General features: G+C 72.8%; 13 protein-coding genes and 1 pseudogene. 4 read left to right on the top strand and 10 right to left on the bottom strand.

Translation table 11 applies throughout. From position 1 onward, the window contains the following. Positions 1-11 precede the first annotated feature (11 nt). The 6 genes from ACIA47_RS29185 to ACIA47_RS29160 all read right to left on the bottom strand — a co-directional run bounded on the left by ACIA47_RS29185 (position 12) and on the right by ACIA47_RS29160 (position 6,329). Entirely contained in the window at positions 12-272 is a 261-nt protein-coding gene (locus ACIA47_RS29185; protein ID WP_091397680.1) for a hypothetical protein, read from the bottom strand. A gap of 67 nt (positions 273-339) precedes the next feature. Next, the gene (locus tag ACIA47_RS29180; RefSeq protein ID WP_396711529.1) at positions 340-1,668 is read right to left on the bottom strand and encodes a PLP-dependent aminotransferase family protein; all 1,329 of its coding nucleotides are present in this window, start codon (positions 1,666-1,668) and stop codon (positions 340-342) included. Between the two features lie 3 nt (positions 1,669-1,671). Then, positions 1,672-2,775, bottom strand: a complete 1,104-nt coding sequence (locus ACIA47_RS29175; RefSeq protein WP_396711528.1) for an alpha-hydroxy acid oxidase — start codon at positions 2,773-2,775, stop codon at positions 1,672-1,674. Continuing rightward, positions 2,768-3,763: an alpha/beta hydrolase gene (locus ACIA47_RS29170; RefSeq protein WP_396711527.1), complete on the bottom strand. Its 996-nt coding sequence runs from the start codon at positions 3,761-3,763 to the stop codon at positions 2,768-2,770. Before ACIA47_RS29170 ends, ACIA47_RS29175 begins: the two co-directional genes overlap by 8 nt. Positions 3,764-3,770: 7 nt before the next feature. Further along, positions 3,771-4,982, bottom strand: a complete 1,212-nt coding sequence (locus ACIA47_RS29165) for a cytochrome P450 (protein WP_396711526.1) — start codon at positions 4,980-4,982, stop codon at positions 3,771-3,773. A 69-nt stretch (positions 4,983-5,051) separates the two neighbouring features. Further along, positions 5,052-6,329, bottom strand: a complete 1,278-nt coding sequence (locus tag ACIA47_RS29160; protein WP_396711580.1) for an SGNH/GDSL hydrolase family protein — start codon at positions 6,327-6,329, stop codon at positions 5,052-5,054. A 310-nt stretch (positions 6,330-6,639) separates the two neighbouring features. Here ACIA47_RS29160 and ACIA47_RS29155 point away from each other — a divergent pair, with 310 nt between their 5' ends. Both ACIA47_RS29155 and ACIA47_RS29150 read left to right on the top strand, forming a co-directional pair. Next, entirely contained in the window at positions 6,640-8,199 is a 1,560-nt protein-coding gene (locus ACIA47_RS29155) for an AMP-binding protein (RefSeq protein ID WP_396711525.1), read from the top strand. After that, positions 8,196-9,419 (top strand): MFS transporter, encoded by a 1,224-nt coding sequence (locus ACIA47_RS29150; protein ID WP_396711524.1) that lies wholly within the window; start codon positions 8,196-8,198, stop codon positions 9,417-9,419. The genes ACIA47_RS29155 and ACIA47_RS29150 overlap by 4 nt, the downstream gene beginning before the upstream one ends. Positions 9,420-9,531: 112 nt before the next feature. Here ACIA47_RS29150 and ACIA47_RS29145 read toward each other — a convergent pair whose 3' ends face one another. Next, the gene (locus ACIA47_RS29145) at positions 9,532-10,107 is read right to left on the bottom strand and encodes a hypothetical protein (protein ID WP_396711523.1); all 576 of its coding nucleotides are present in this window, start codon (positions 10,105-10,107) and stop codon (positions 9,532-9,534) included. 221 nt (positions 10,108-10,328) lie between these two features. Between ACIA47_RS29145 and ACIA47_RS29140 the strand changes: the two genes are divergently transcribed. Beyond that, positions 10,329-11,267, top strand: coding sequence for a sialidase family protein (locus ACIA47_RS29140; protein WP_396711522.1), 939 nt, complete (start codon positions 10,329-10,331; stop codon positions 11,265-11,267). 39 nt (positions 11,268-11,306) lie between these two features. Further along, positions 11,307-11,975 (top strand): annotated as a pseudogene (locus ACIA47_RS29135) (SGNH/GDSL hydrolase family protein); the annotation flags it as partial. A 64-nt stretch (positions 11,976-12,039) separates the two neighbouring features. On the opposite strand, the gene ACIA47_RS29130 reads toward ACIA47_RS29135, so the two are convergent. From ACIA47_RS29130 to ACIA47_RS29120, 3 genes are read right to left on the bottom strand one after another with little or no spacing between them, the layout of a single operon-like run. After that, positions 12,040-13,422: a hypothetical protein gene (locus tag ACIA47_RS29130; RefSeq protein WP_396711521.1), complete on the bottom strand. Its 1,383-nt coding sequence runs from the start codon at positions 13,420-13,422 to the stop codon at positions 12,040-12,042. Continuing rightward, on the bottom strand, positions 13,419-14,387 hold the full coding sequence (locus ACIA47_RS29125) for an alpha-ketoacid dehydrogenase subunit beta (protein WP_396711520.1): 969 nt from the start codon (positions 14,385-14,387) through the stop codon (positions 13,419-13,421). The genes ACIA47_RS29130 and ACIA47_RS29125 overlap by 4 nt, the downstream gene beginning before the upstream one ends. 28 nt (positions 14,388-14,415) lie before the next feature. Further along, positions 14,416-15,387 (bottom strand): thiamine pyrophosphate-dependent dehydrogenase E1 component subunit alpha, encoded by a 972-nt coding sequence (locus ACIA47_RS29120; RefSeq protein ID WP_396711519.1) that lies wholly within the window; start codon positions 15,385-15,387, stop codon positions 14,416-14,418. Position 15,388 lies beyond the last annotated feature (1 nt).

Here is a 15,388-nt window from a genome sequence, read left to right as displayed (position 1 = left end):
GCAGGCAGCCCTCAGGCCATCGGGCGCTTCAGGTGGTAGCGGTGGACTTCGGTGCTGCCCTGGACGTTGTTGACGTCCTCGGCCGCGGAGACCAGCTCCCACCCCTCCCGGCCGGCGCGGTTGAGGTGCGCGATGGCGGTGTCGCCGTAGGCGGTGATGTCCTTGCGTGACCCGTCCGGCGCGTACCAGACGAACGAGACGTGAAAATTGCGGCCCTGTCCCTGATAGCGACGGACGAGCAGGGCGTACTCCCAGGCAACCATGCGGCTTATTATGACCGTCCACCCAGGACGGCGGTACGCGGGTCGTAGCGCATTGCCATCCGATGAACGCGGTGTGTCAACCCGTCCGGCGGGTCAGCTCGTCGGTGATCAGCGCCGCGAGGCGATCCAGCCCGACGTCGATCTGCTCCGGTGTGACAGCGCTGACCGACAACCGCAACGCGTGGACCGGCGCAGTGTCGTCGTAGAAGTGTGCCATCGGCGTCCACAGCACCCCGTAGTCGCGCGCCGAGCGGTCCAGCAACGCGTCGTCGACCGGGAACGGCACGGTCACCACCACGAAGAACCCACCGGCCGGCACCGTCCACCGCACCAACGCCACGCCGTCCGCCCCGGGCGGGAAGCGCCGGGTCAGGCCGGCCACCAGGTGGCGCAGATTCCGGGTGTACGCGGACCGCTCCCGGGTGTTCGCGGCCACCAGGCTGCATCCGTGCTCCAGCAGCCGACCGCCGATCACCGCCTGCGCGATCGGCGACGTGTTCACGGTGACCATGCTCTTGATCATGGCGAGCTGGTCGGCGAGCGAGCCGACCCGCCCGTCCGGGCCGGCCACCCGCTGGTCGGCGAGCACATACCCGACGCGGGCGCCGGGGAGCACGGTCTTGGCGAACGAGCCGAGGTAGACGACCCGCCGGCCGGTGTCCAACGCCTTGAGCGTGGGCGGGCGCGGCCCGTCGTCGCTGTGGAACAGACCGTACGGGTTGTCCTCCAGCAGCAGCAGATCCTCCTGCGCGGCCAGGTCCAGCAGCCGTTGCCGGTGGGCGGTGTCGATGCTGGCCCCGGAGGGGTTGGCGAAGTCCGGCATCAGGTAGCAGGCGCGCGGCCGCAGCCCGGCAGCCTGGGCCCGGTGCACCTGGGCGGTCAGGTCGGCCAGGTCGACCCCGGCCGAACCACCGGCGACCGGCCACACCGGCAGGTCCACCAGCCGGGCCGCTCCGGTCAGCCCGACGTAGGTCGGGGCGACCGCGAGCAGCACATCAGTCGGCCCGGCCCGCAACGCCCGCAGCACCAGGAACATGGCCTCCTGGCAGCCGACGGTCACCACCACGTCCTCCGGGTCGACGGTGATCCCCTCGTCGACCCGGAGGTTGCTGGCGATCAGGTGGTGCACGATGCCCTTGGTCCGGCCGTACTGGAGCAGCAGCCGCCGGGCCTGCTCGGGCCGGTGCCCCAGGTCGTCGACGAGGTGCCGGTGGAAGGTGTCCAGGTGCCGGTGCACCGCCGCGAGGTCGAAGAACTCCTCGTACGGCCGACCGGCCGCGAGGGACACCGCCGCCGGGTAGCGCTCGGACACCTCGTTGAGGAAGTTCATCGAGGTCAGCGCCGGATCGCCCAGCGCGGGGTGCAGGTCGGCGACGCTCAGGTCGACCGGTTCGGTGGCGGCCACCCCTCAGCCCACCCCGAGGGTGCGCAGCTCGCCGGCCGCCACCACGTCGGCGCAGCCGGCCAGGGTGAGCGCGTCGGTCAGCTCGGCGACGAGCAGCGCCAACGCGTCCCGGGCGGCCGGTTCGCCACCGGCGGCCAGCGCCCAGAGCAGCGGCCGGCCGACGAGCACCCCGGCCGCACCCAACGCCAGCGCCCGCAGCACGTCGGTGCCGCACCGGATGCCGCTGTCCAGCAGCACCTGGCAGTCGGCCCCGACCGCGTCGACGACCTCCGGCAGCATGGTGATGCTCGCCGGTGAGCCGTCCAGTTGCCGCCCGCCGTGGTTGGAGACGACCACCGCGTCCGCGCCGACCCGTACCGCCTCGGTCGCGTCGCGCGGGTCCAGCAGCCCCTTGACCACCAGCGGCAGGTCAACCTGCTCGCGCAGCCACGCCAGGTCCGCCCAGCGCAGCGCCGGCGCGAACGACGCGGCGGTGTGCGCGGCGATCGCGGACACCCCGGGGGCACCAGCGTGCGCCAACGCGTCGCGACCGTCGGGGAGGTTCGCGGCGACCACAGCGGCCGGCAGCCGGAACGCGTTGCGCAGGTCCCGGGGGCGTCGGCCGAGCACCGGGACGTCCACGGTGACCACCAGCGCCCGGCAGCCGGCCGCGACGACCCGGTCCAGCAGGTTGCGGACGAGCGCCCGGTCGCGCAGCCAGTAGAGCTGGAACCAGACGTCCGCGCCCGCCCCGGTGACCTGTTCGATGGGGGTGCTGCCCAGCGTGCTGGCCAGGTACGGGATTCCGGCCGCGCCGGCCGCCGCCGCCAGACCCAGCTCTCCGTCCGGGTGCACCAACCGCTGGTACGCCATCGGCGCCACCCCGACCGGCATGGCGTACCGACGGCCGAGCAGGTGGGTGCCGAGGTCGACGGTGTCCACCCCGCGCAGCACCCGGGGCAGCACCGCGACCCGGTCCAGCGCGTGACGGTTCGCGGCGAGGGTCACCTCCGACGCGCTGCCGCCGGCCAGGTAGTCCCATACGTCCGGCGGCAGCACGGCCCGGGCCCGTTCGGCGTAGTCGGCGAGCGACACGGCAGGGAGGTTGGCCAACACCCGCTCACCCATCGCCCGACCCCGGGCCCGTCGCGGCATTCGGCTCGGCCGGCTCGTCCGCCCCGCCCGGCCCGGCTGGCAGCCCGAAGCGCTCGCGGAGGAAGGCCGCCGCGCTTTCCTGTGCCCGCCGTCCGTCGGTGAAGGTTCCCGGCATGGCGAAGAACCCGTGGATCATTCCCGGGTAGTGCTCCAGCCGGGCGGACACCCCAGCGTCGCGCAGCCGCTCGGCGTACCGCTGCCCCTCGGCGCGGAGCGGGTCCAGTTCGGCGGTGATCACCAGCGCCGGCGGCAGCCCGGACAGGTCGTCGGCGAGCAGCGGCGAGGCCAGCGGATCCCTGGCGTGCGCCGGGTCGGAGAGGTAGTGCGTCCGGTACCAGGCGACCGAACGGCTGTTGAACAACGCCGGGTCGTCGTCCCCGGCCGGCTCGCCGCTGGAGTCGGTGTTCGGATAGACCAGCAGCTGCGCGGCGAGCGGTGGCCCGTCGCCACGGCTGAGCAGGGTGACCGCGGCGGCCAGGTTCCCGCCGGCGCTGTCCCCACCCACCGCCAGCCGCGTCGGGTCGACACCCAGCTCGTCGGCCTGCCGGGCGATCCACGAGGTGGCGGCGTGACAGTCGTGCACCGCCGCCGGGAAGGGGTGCTCCGGGGCGAGGCGGTAGCCGACGGTGATCACCTGACAGGGCACGGCGTTGGCCAGGCGACGGCAGATGCCGTCGGCGGTGTCGAGGCTGCCGAGCGTCCAGCCGCCGCCGAAGAAGTACACCACTGTGGGCAGCGGGCCCGACCCGGTCGGCCGGTACACCCGCAGCGGCAGCTCACCGGCGGGGCCGGGGATCCGCTCGTCGCGTACCTCTGTCACCGGCTCGACCACACCGCTGCCGGCGCGGATCGCGGCCAGGTCCGCGGCGCGCGCCTCGGAAAGGGTCTGTGCGTACAGCGGCGGGGTGCCGGCCGCGGCACGGGCCGCCCGGTAGGCCGCCACCTCCGGGTGCACTGCCATGTCGCTCCTATCCACCGGTGCTGACCAGCAACGTGTCGATGCCGCGCAGGAACAGGCTGCCGCTGTACGTCGGCGTCTCGGTGACCGTCAGCGCGGGGAACCGGGCGAACAGCCGGGGCAGCGCGAGGCGACCCTCCAACCGCGACACCGCCGCACCGAGGCAGAAGTGCGGGCCCACCCCGAAGGCCAGCGACGGCGAGCCGGAACGGGTCGGGTCGAAACTGTCCGGGGCCGGGAAGCGCGCCGGGTCCCGGTTGGCCGCCCCGATCATGATCAGCACGTTGTCGTCAGTGGCGACCGGCACGCCGTGCAGCACGGTGTCGGCCGGCGCGGCGCGGGCCAGGAAGTGCACGGGGCTCGCCAACCGCAGCACCTCGTCGACGCAGCCCTGGGCCAGCGTGGCATCGGTGGGCAACGCCGCGACGGTCTCCGGGTGGGCCAGCAGCAACGGCAGCCCGTTGCTGAACATGTAGACGGTGGTGACAAAGCTGGCGTTGAACAGCACGATCAGGTTGCTGACCAACTCCTCCTCGGTCAGCTCCACCTCCCCGGAGTCGAGCGCCTCGACCAACCCGCTGAGCAGGTCGTCTCCGGGCACCCGGCGGCGGTGCCCGAGCAGCTCCCGATAGAAGGCCCGCAGCTCCCGCGCCGCGGTGTTGGCCGCGGCCAGCCGCTGCGGGGTCTTCCCCGCCACGTCCAGGAACTCGTCGATCCACTCCACCCGCTCGCGGTACCACGGCAACTCGGCGGCCGGGATGCCGATGAACTCGGCCATCACCAGGGCCGGGATCGGGTACGCGAAGTCGGCCACGAAGTCGACAACGCCATCCCCGGCGTCCGCCATCCGGTCCAGCAGCTCGTCGACCACCCGCAGGATCACCGGTTCCAGCGCGCCGAGCCGGCGCGGCGTGAAGGTGCGGGAGAAGACGTGCCGCATCCGGGTGTGATCGGGCGGGTTGACGAACATCATCGAGGTCTGGAAGGTCCGCAGGATCTCCTGCTCCTCCCAGCCCGGCGGCGGCTGTTTCGTCCACTCCGGGTCGCGCAGCAACCCGTCGACGAGGTCGTAGCCGACCGCGACGGCGGCCACCGTGCGGTGCTCGGCGCGCGCCGGCACCGCGCTGATCGGGCCGAGCCGGTGCAGGTCCGCGTACCACGGGTACGGGTCCTGTCTGCCCTCCTCGCTGTACAGGCCGGTGAGTATCTCGTCCACGTCCACGGCCAACTCCTCCCCCGCCGATGTCGGTGACCGGGGGCAGCGGGGATCACCCGCCGCCCCCGGCCCATGTCACAGGTCAAGCAGCCGCAGCGGCACGGCGTTTGCCAGTGCCTGGTTGCCGGCGTCGTTCGGGTGGATGTGGTCCCCCGAGTCGTACGCGGGCAGCAGTTGGCTGGGCCGTGCCGGGTCGCGCAGCACCCGGTCGAAGTCGAGCAGCCCGTCGAACTCCCGACTACCGCGCAGGTACGCGTTCACCGCCTGGCGGGTGGCCTCCTTCTGCGGCGTCCACACGCCCGGCGCGCCGTGCCCCTCGTACGGCGTCAGCGTGGCCACCAGGCTGGTCAGCCCGCGCTGCTGGAGCTGCTGGTTGATCTGCCGCAGCGTGCCGATGATCGCCTCGGGTGAGTCGTTCGACATCCAGATGTCGTTGATGCCCAGGTGGGTGACGACGGTACGCACCCCGGTCTGGCCGAACACGTCCTCGTTGAGCCGGGCCGCCGCGTTCGGGCCGAGCTGGTAGTAGCCCGGGTAGTTGCCGTCGCCCGGCTCGGTGCCCTCGTGGTTGAGCCGGTTGCCGGCCAGGCTCAGGTTGAGCACGCCCGGGGTGCGCTTGTCCGGCCGGTCGGCGAGCAGCCGGTCGGAGAGCAGGTCGGGCCAGCGCCGGTTGGCGTTGACGGTGCTGCCGTTGCCGTCACCGATGGAGTCGCTGAGCACGACCAGCGCGCCGGGGGTGCCCTTGCGCTGCACGTCGACGCCGGAGAGGAAGAACCAGCAGCAGGTGGGACGGGTGGTGAACCCGGTGCCCTCGGCCGCCCCGGTCAGATCCCCGGCGCCGATGAAGTTGGCCTGCTGGGACTGCCCGTGGAACGTGGTCGGGCCGGTCGGGGTCGGGAAGTGCACTGTGACCACCAGGTCGCTGTCGTCCGCGATCGGGAAGGCCAACGGGTCGCTGAGCAGTTCGGCGCCCCGGTTCATGGTTGCCGTGGTGGCACCGGTGAAGGTCAGCGGGCGCACCGACGCGGCGTCGATGTCGGAGAGGTCGTCGGGGGTCGCGGTGTTCGGCCGGGCGACGGTGGCGCGGCCGACAGTGACCGCCTGCTCGCCGTAGAGGTTGCTCAGGCGGACCCGCAACGCCGGGCCACCCACGGACACGTGCACGATCATCCGGACGCTCTGGTCGTTGAGGCCGGTGTTGGTCAACCCGACCGAGTTGCCCCGGGTGACAGCGGTGGCCCAACTGCCCGCCCACTCGGCGCGGTCGGGTCGGCTCGCGGCGGTGCCGGACGGACCGGCGCTGGCGACGACGGCGGGTGCGCCGGCGATCAACAGCGCGGCCGTGGCGGCGATGACAGGCCATCTCTTCGGGGTTGCCGTTGCCATGGAACCTCCATCGTGTGGCAGCCCAGGGCCGTCCGCTGACGGCGCCCGCCTGGACGATGGTCCAGAAACCTAGCCGCCGCCGTTGACGGGCGTCAATCAACCTGATCGACGCGATCAAATGTCCGGCGGGCCGCTCGGATCGCCCGTCGGCACGGTTCCGACCAGCCGTTTCGCGCCTAGGCTTCCAGGCGGCGGCGGTGCGGTCGCCCGAGCGCCACCGTCGCGTCGTTCCCGGGAGCTGCCCGGGGACCGCCGATTCTCGGATGGGGGCTGCCGGATGACTGACGGACCCGGGCACACCACTACCTACGTGCACAGGGTGTTGGACCTCTTCGCCGAATTCGGCGACCGGGAGGCTCTGGTCGGCGGCGATCGGCGACTGACCTACACCGAGGCCGCCGCGCGGGTCCGGGCGATGGCCGCGACGTTGACCCGGCACGGCGTACGGCCCGGCTCGGCGGTGCTGGTGACCGTCGCGAACGCGGTGGAGGGTCCGCTGCTGCAACTGGCCCTGCATCTGCTCGGCTGCCGGACGATGTGGGTCGCACCGGTGACCGCGCGCCGGGAGGTCGACGAGTTCATCCGGTTGGCCCGCCCGGACGCCCTGGTCTACGACGCCCGGGATCGGGCCAGTCTGGGCCCGGAGCTGGCCGCCGCGCTGCCCGGCACACCGGTCTGCTGTCTGGGCGCGGGTGGCGCCGGCCCCGACCTCACCGCCGACACCGACGTGGCGGAGCTGCCGGCGCCCGTGCCGGCGCCCGAGTCGTTCCTGCAGACCAGCGGCACCACCGGCAGCCCCAAGCTGGTGCACCACCGGGAGAGCTTCTACGCCCAGATCCTCGCCCTGGCCGCCGACTTCCGCGCCGCCGGGTTCCCGTTGCTGCGGCACCTGTCGCATTCTCCGATGTGGCTGGCCAGCGGGCAGATCACCACGCTGTTCAACCTGTTCACCGGCGGAGTGCTGTTCCTGCGCGACGACTGGGACCCGGTGGCCTTCGTGGACACCGTGCAACGGGAGCGGATCAACTCGACCTTCGTCACCCCGCCGATGCTCTACGAGGTGTTGGACCACCCGGCACTGGTCGGCGCGGACTTCTCCGCCATGTTCATGTTCAACGTGGGTGCCGGGCCCGCCGCGCCCGCCCGGCTGCGCCAGGCCATCGCGCGGTTCGGTCCGGTGCTGCGCATCGTGTACGGCCTCAGCGAGGCGGTCGTGATCACCGCGCTGCCCGGGCTGACCGACGATCCGGAGCACCCGGAGCGGTTGCGCTCCTGCGGGCGGCCCTACGGCGACGTCCGCATCGAGATCCGCGACGACGACGGCGCGGTGCTGCCGGCGGGCCGCGACGGCGAGGTGTGGGTGCGGACCCGACTGAGCTTCGCCGGCTACCACGGCCAGCCGGAGCTGACCGCGCAGACCCTCGTCGACGGGTGGGTGCGAACCCGCGACATCGGCCACCTCGACGACGACGGCTACCTCTACCTCGTCGACCGGGCACACGACATGATCGTCACGCATCGACGGAACTGGGCGATCTTCTGCCGACCCATCGAGGACGTGCTGGTCGGGCACCCCGAGGTACGGGCCGCCGCCGTGATCGGCGTGCCGGACGAGACGGTCGGCGAGGTGCCGTACGCGTACGTGGTGCTCGGGCCGGGCGCGGCTGTCACCGGGGCGGAACTGATCGACCTGGTGACCGCCGAACTCAACAAGATGTGGGCGCCGGCCGGGGTCGAGTTCCTCGACCGGCTGCCGGTGAACCGGTCGATGAAGGTGGACAAGCGGGCGCTGCGCGCGCGGTACGCGGCCCGTCGGGCGGCGGCGGTCGGGGCGTGACCCCCCGCCGGCAACTGGTCGTCCTGGTCAGCGCGGACCTGGTCTCCAACCTGGGCACCCGCATCTCGGTGGTGACCATTCCGTGGCTGGTGCTGGTCACCACCGGCAGCCCGACCAAGATGGGTCTGGTCGCGTTCGCCGAGACCCTGCCGTACCTGCTGTCCAGCGCGTTGGGCACGCCGTGGGCGGACCGGATCGGCCTGCGCCGTACCTCGATCCTCTGCGACGCGGGCAGCGCGGTGGTGATGGTCGTCGTGGCGCTGACCCCGTGGTTGGGCTTCGTCCCGCTGGTGGCGCTCGTCGCGGTGGCCGGCGCGCTGCGGGGCATCGGGGACCGGGTGAAGCACGTGATGTTCCGCCCGGCCGCGGAGGCCGCCGGAGTGCCGTTGATCCGGCTGACCTCCGCGTACGACGGGCTCAGCCGGGTGGTGACACTGTTCGGCGCCGCAGTGGGCGGCCTGCTGATCGCCGTCTTCGGGGTGACCGAGGCGATCCTCATCGACGCGGCCAGCTTCGGGGTCTGCGCCCTGCTCATCGGCGTCCTGGTCCGCCCGCCGGCCGTCCCGACGCAACCCACCCAGCCGGAAAGTTACCTGCGCGCCCTGCGGGGTGGCTTCAGCTACCTGGGTCGGGACCGGCCGCTGCTCGGCATGCTCGCCGTGATCTCGGCGCTGAACATGGTGGCCAACGCCAGCGTGGCCGTCTACATCCCGGTCTGGGTCGCCCGGGAGCTGCCCGGCCCGAGCGGCCTCGGCCTGGTGTTGGCGGCGTTCTCGGCGGGCGCGCTGCTGGGCAACCTGGTGTTCACCGCGCTCGGGCCCCGGCTGCCCCGGCGGCTGACGTTCCTGGTCGGCGCGTTGGTCGCCGGCACGCCCCGGCTGGTGGCGCTGGCCATCAGCGACGAGCTGCCGGTGGTGCTCGTGGTGACGTTCCTGTCCGGAATCGGCATCGCGGCCGTCAACCCGCTGCTCGGAGTGGCGCTCTACGAGCGGGTGCCGCCGGAGTTGCAGACCCGGGTGATCGGCATCGCCGGTTCGTTGGCGTTCGTCGGGTTGCCGGTCGGCGCGCTGCTCGGCGGCTGGTCGGTGGACGCGCTGGGATTCACCCCGGCCCTGCTGACCATGGCCGCTGCGTGCCTGGTGATCACCGCGTGCCCGCTGCTGGCCCGCTCGTCCGAGTCGCAGACGCAGACGCAGTCCACCCCCGCCGTCACGTCCTGACGCGACCCTGACCGTGGGCGCGTACCGTGTTTGCGTGGCCAGCTGGGACGACGTCCGTCGGATCGCGCTCGCGCTGCCCGACCCACAGCCCCGAACGGGGGCCGACCGACGGCTAGCGCCCGGCCGCGGCCGGGGCGGCGTGTTCGGTACGGCAGCGTGGGCAACGCAGTCGCGCCCCCGCGGCCGTCCGGGGCACCCGTAGCCGCTGACCGCAGCCACAGGTCACCACCGGGGCCGACGCCCGTAGGTATTCGTCCCGCTCCCGCCGTGGCCACCGGCCGTGGCAGCGGGCGCACCACTTCGGCGGGTAGCTGTGGTAGTGCGCCAGGCCGAACGCGCCCGCGACCATCAGCGCGGCGGGGACCAACAGGCCGAGCGGCGCGAACAGCGCGGTCGGCACTCCCCCGACGCCGTCGGAGACCAACACGGCGACCACCGTGAGCACGACCACCGGCACACCGAGCAGTGTGAACCCGAAACCCCAGGCGAAGGCCAGCAGGGACGGCAGGAACATCCACATGCCGCCGGGCGCCCAGCGGCGGACCCCGTACCCGCCACAGCGCGGGCAGTTCGGCGAGGCGCGGTGCGGCACCGACCGCAGCGCCTTCGGCGCCAGCCACTGAACCAGAAGCTTGAGGATCTCCTCGACCAGTTTCGTCGCGAGGGCCTGAAGGAACGAACCGACCATGCAGTCACTCCCCTCGCCGATCGATTCTGCCGTCGGCCCACCACTCATCGTGGGCGCTGGGTGCCAACAGCCCACCCCAGCGCGCCGACGCCGTGTCGTCCGCGACGTCAATCCGACAGCGTCCGCGCGTTGTTCGTCGGACGTTCGGCTGCTGGCCGCGCGGGCGTCGGCCGGGGACGGCTAGCGTCGATCGTCGTCACCGCACCTGGAGGCCGCCGCGCATGACGTCGTCACCCACCCGCCGCCGCACCGCAGAGGTCACCGCCGTGCGCCGGATCGGCGACAGCGCGCCGCACAGCGCGTTCACCGACCTCGTCCGGTACGCCGGGAGCTGGTTCTGCGCCTTCCGGGAGGCCCGCACCCACCTCAGCGACGACGGCGTGATCCGGGTGCTGACCTCGACCGACGGCCGGTCCTGGACCTCCGCGACCGTCATCGCGCGGGCCGGCACCGACCTGCGCGACCCGCGCTTCGTGGCGCGCCCCGACGGGCGGCTGCAACTGCTGGCGGCGGCCGCCACCGGCGCGGCCACCAAGACGTTCCAGACGGTGACCTGGCTCTCCATTGACGGGCACGCCTGGGGCGATCCGACCCCGGCGGGCGAGCCGGGCGTCTGGGTGTGGCGAGCGGCCTGGCACGACGACGCTATGTACGGCGTCGGCTACGCCACCCGGGAGCCGAGGTTCGCCCGGCTCTACCGCAGCACGGACGGTGTGGACCTGAAGCCCTGGGTGCCGATGCTGTTCGAGGACGGGTACCCCAACGAGTCCGGTCTGGTCTTCGCCCCGGACGGCACCGCCCTCTGCCTGCTGCGGCGGGACGCGGCCACCGCGAGCGCGCAGCTCGGCAGGGCCGTGCCGCCGTACCGGGACTGGACCTGGACGGATCTGGGTGTCCAGGTAGGCGGGCCGACGCTGCTCCGACTGCCCGACGGGCTGCTGCTGGCCGGGGTGCGCCTGCACGACGGCGAGGTCCGCACCGCGATCTGCGTCGTCGACCCGGACCAGGGTGAGCTGACCGAGCTGGTCGCGCTGCCGTCCGGCGGCGACACCAGCTACCCCGGTCTGGTCTGGCACGACGAACTGCTGTGGGTGAGCTACTACTCGTCGCACGAGGGGCGGACCTGTGTCTACCTGGCCGAGGTCAGCCTGACCGGGTGAGCCTGGCCCGGCGGCCCGGCGGTCGGCTAGCGTGCCGGCATGCCATCGACGCTCACCGAATCGACGGACCCGTACTGTCTGCGCCCCGGGGAGGCCACCGAACTGCTGAGCGGACACCCGTGGCGGCGGTTCGTGGCGCTCGGCGACAGCGTCGTGGAGGGCATGTGTGAGCCGACACCGGGCTACCCGGACGTGCAGTGGGTCGACCGGGTCGCCGCCGAGCTGACCGCCGTGAGCCCCGAGCTGGCGTACCGGAATCTGGGTCGACGTGGGCTGCGCGCGCACCAGGTGGGTGCCACCCAGCTCGCCCCGGCGCTGGCCTTCGCACCGGACCTGGCGCTGGTCGTCTGCGGCGGCAACGACGCCTTCCACCCGGCGTACGACGCGGAGGCGGTGGACGCCGAGCTGACCGCGATGATCATCGCGTTGCGCGACGGGGGCGCCGACGTGATCACAGTGGGCATGTTCGACGTCTCGCACAGCCCGGCGGTTCCCGAGCACCTCCGGCCCGGCCTGGGCGAGCGAATGCGCCGCCTGTCGGCACACACCGCAAGTCTGGCCGAGCGTCTGAGCACGATCCACGTGCACCTGACCGACCATCCCCTGACTGCCGACCCCACCCTCTACAGCACCGACGGCCGCCACGGCAGCGCCCGCAGCGACGCAATAGCAACAGCCCAGACCCTCCGCACCCTCTCCCGCCGGCTCCCCGGCCGCGGTGATCATGAGGTTGGCGGGGCCATAGCGGCCCAGGGCCCCGCTAACCCCATGATCAAGCGGGAGAGAGGTCCGGGGGTTGGTCGGTCAGGAGGATTCCGGTCAGGAGGACGCCGTGGGCCAGGTTGAGGACGCCGTCGCAGCCGGGGTAGCCGACCCTCGCCAGGCCGCCGGAGGCGTGCCGGCCGAACAGGTACGGGGCCAGGGAGTACGGGACGTCGGCGGTGACCGTCTCGCCGGTCTCGATCTGGACGAAGTCCATCGACACCCGGTCGGTCGGCAGGTACTCCTGAAGGATGGCGCCGCCCTGATCGACGGCGGCCCGCACACCGTCGGCCCAGTCCGCCGCGCTCAACTCCGGGCCGAGCAGCACACCGTGCCCGGCCGAACCGTCGGCCGGCTTCGCCACCAACGTGGCCTGCTCGGCGATGGCCCGGTCGAGCACCGCGGCGGTCAACGGCACCGTGTACGGCACGTGCCGGCGGATCAGCGCCTGGTCGTCGGCGGGTAGCCCGTCCACGTCCTCCCACAGCCAACCGAACGTGGTCTTGTTGCCGAGCAGCCAGGCCGCCGCCGACACGAACATCGGCAGGGTGCCGGCGGCGAGGGCCACGGCCACCGCGTCCAGACCGGCGGTCGCGGTGACCCGGTTGGGCACGAACAACCGGAACAGCGCGTCGACGGGTGCGCCGTCGACGACCAGGCGGTTGTCAGCGTCCACTGTGGCGGTGGCGACCGGGGCGATGACCAGATCGATGCCGAAGTCGCGGGCCCGTACGGCGAGGGGGTCGAGGATCCGGATGAACGTCTGCGGGTCGTCGAGGCCCGGGTAGTCGCCGTCGAAGTCCATCAGCAGCGCCACGCGGGCACCCTCGGGCAGTCGCAACTCCTCGCGGATCGCCACGAACCGCTGGTCCAGCAGCGACGGCGCGGCCCGCACCGGCAGGTCGTCGAGGATGCCGTGCTCCCGGTAGACGCCCTCGTACCGCTGGATGACGGTGTCGGCGTCGAACCCGCCGCCGAGACTGCTGTCGATGTTGTACTCGACGAACTTCGGCACCCCGGCGGAGAAGATCACGTCCGGGCGGTACGCGGCCAGCAGCGCCTCGGTCAGCGGCTCGGCCTCGTCCAGCAGACGGGTCTCCCCCGCCGGTACGCCGAGCAGCCGGCGCAGCTCACCGGCGGTGCCGGCCCGCCGACGGCAGGCGTCGAGGATGAGCTGGGCGAGCCGGTCGCAGACCTCGTTGAGCTCCCGCCAGGCGGCGGCGGTGAGCACCGGGGGGCGGGCCAACCGCCACTGCTTGTTGTAGGTGGCTCGGCCGTGGAAGACCTGCTCCCAGGCCGCCGCCCCACTGGCCACCATGGCCCGACGGGCCGACTCCGGAAGGTCGGTCCAGGCCCGGTCGGCCGCCGGCCACGGATAGTTCGGGTCGATCATGATCCGTCCTTCATGGTCAGGTGGATGGCGGTGGCGAGCTGGTCGCGGCCGGGCTGGACGGCCCGGTCCAGCCCGGGGGCGAACGGCAGCACCGCCCCGTCCGGGCGGGTGACCCGGCGCGGCGGGGCGAGCAGCCGGACCCGCTCCACCACGCTCGCGATGATCTCGGCGGCCATCCCGCAGGAACGGTTGGAGTCGTCGAGCACCACGAGGCGTCCGGTGCGGGCAACCGACTCGGTGAGACCGTCGATGTCGAACGGGTACAGGGTGCGCGGGTCGAACACCTCCACCGAGACCTGCTCGGCCAACTCCTCGGCGACGGCGAGCGCGTCGTGCACCAGGTGCCCGATCGCGACCACTGTCACGTGGTCGCCGAAGCGGTGGATCCGTCCCCGGCCCAGCGGCACCGGCGTCAGGTCGTCGACATCGTCACGCACGTCCATCGCGCCGGCCGGCGCGAACACCACCACCGGGTCGTCGTGGCGGATCGCGGTGACCAGCAGCCCGTACGCATCGGCCGGGGTGGCCGGCACGACGGTGACCACGCCGACGTGGGCGAAGAGGCTGTACGGGTGGTCGGAGTGCTGCCCGGCCCACCCGGTACGCGAGCCGGAGCCGGGCACCAGGTAGGTGACGGGGACACGGCACTGCCCGCCGGTCATCAACGGAAACTTGTGCGCGTGGTTGACGATCTGCTCGAAGACCAGGAACAGCAGCGACGGGATCTGGAACTCGATCACCGGCCGCAGCCCGGCCAGCGCCGCCCCGGTGGCGAAGCTGGTGAACGCCTGCTCGGACAGGGGGGTGTCACGGACCCGTTCGGCGCCGAACCGCTTGGCCAGCCCGGTGGTCACCAGCGACGCCCCGACCTGGACGTCCTCGCCGAGCAGAAACACCGCCTCGTCGCGGGCCAACTCGTCACCGAGGGCCCGGGTCAGTGCCCGGCGGTACGACAGTCGGGGCACCTCAGCCACCTCCGGTGCATGCGGTCATTCAGCCACCTCCGGTGCGGGCGGTCAGGCCGCTGGCGTACAGGTAGGTCAACGCGTCGGCCGGGTCGGGTTCCGGGCTGTTCAGGGCGAACCGCACCGCCTCGTCGAGGGTCGCTTCGACCTCGGCGTCCACGGCGGCGCGGTCGGTGTCGGTGAGGCGTTCGCCCTGGATGCGGACCGGGTCGCGGGCCCGGCCACGGGACACCTCGTCGGGTGGCCGGTAGTCGAGGCGTACCGCGTGTTCGAAGGTGTGGTGGGCGTCGAAGCGGTAGGTCCGGGCCTCGATCAGCTCGGGACCGCCGCCGGCGCGCATCCGGTCGACGGCGGCGCACGCGGCGACGCGTACCGTCTCGGGGTCCTGGCCGTCCACCTGGACGGCCGGGATGTCGAACGCGGCGGCCCGGCCGGCGATGCTGCCGGCCACCGCGCCGGCGACCGGCATGGTGGTGGCGTAACCGTTGTTCTCGCAGACGAACAGCACCGGCACCCGCCAGAGCGCTGCCAGGTTGAACGCCTCCAGCAGCATCCCCTCGTTGACCGCGCCGTCGCCGAAGAAGCTCACCCCGACGGTGTCGCGGCCCCGGCGGCGGTGGGCCCAGACCGCGCCCGTGATGATCGCCCCGGAGGCACCGACGATCGCGTTGGCGCCGAGCACGCCGATGCTCAGGTCGGCGGCGTGCATCGAACCGCCCCGGCCGGCGTTGAGGCCGGTGACCCGGCCGCACAGCTCGGCGAGCATCCGGGCCGGGTCGGCCCCGCGGGCCAGGACGTGCCCGTGCCCGCGGTGAGTGCCGGCGAGCACGTCGTCGGCGCCGAGCGCGGCGCAGACGCCGGTGGCGATCCCCTCCTGACCGAGGTACGGGTGGATGCCGCCGACGATCTGCCCGCCGTGGACCAGCTCCACCGCCCGTTCCTCGAACCGGCGGATCAGCCGGACCGTGCGGTAGAGCCGGACCGGGTCGGCGTCGGTCACA

The organism is Micromonospora sp. NPDC051227, from assembly GCF_044455385.1.
In the GTDB taxonomy this organism is placed as follows: Bacteria; Actinomycetota; Actinomycetes; order Mycobacteriales; family Micromonosporaceae; genus Micromonospora.
Note: the sequence above shows the minus strand (reverse complement) of the source record. Positions and strands in the feature narration are given on the sequence as shown.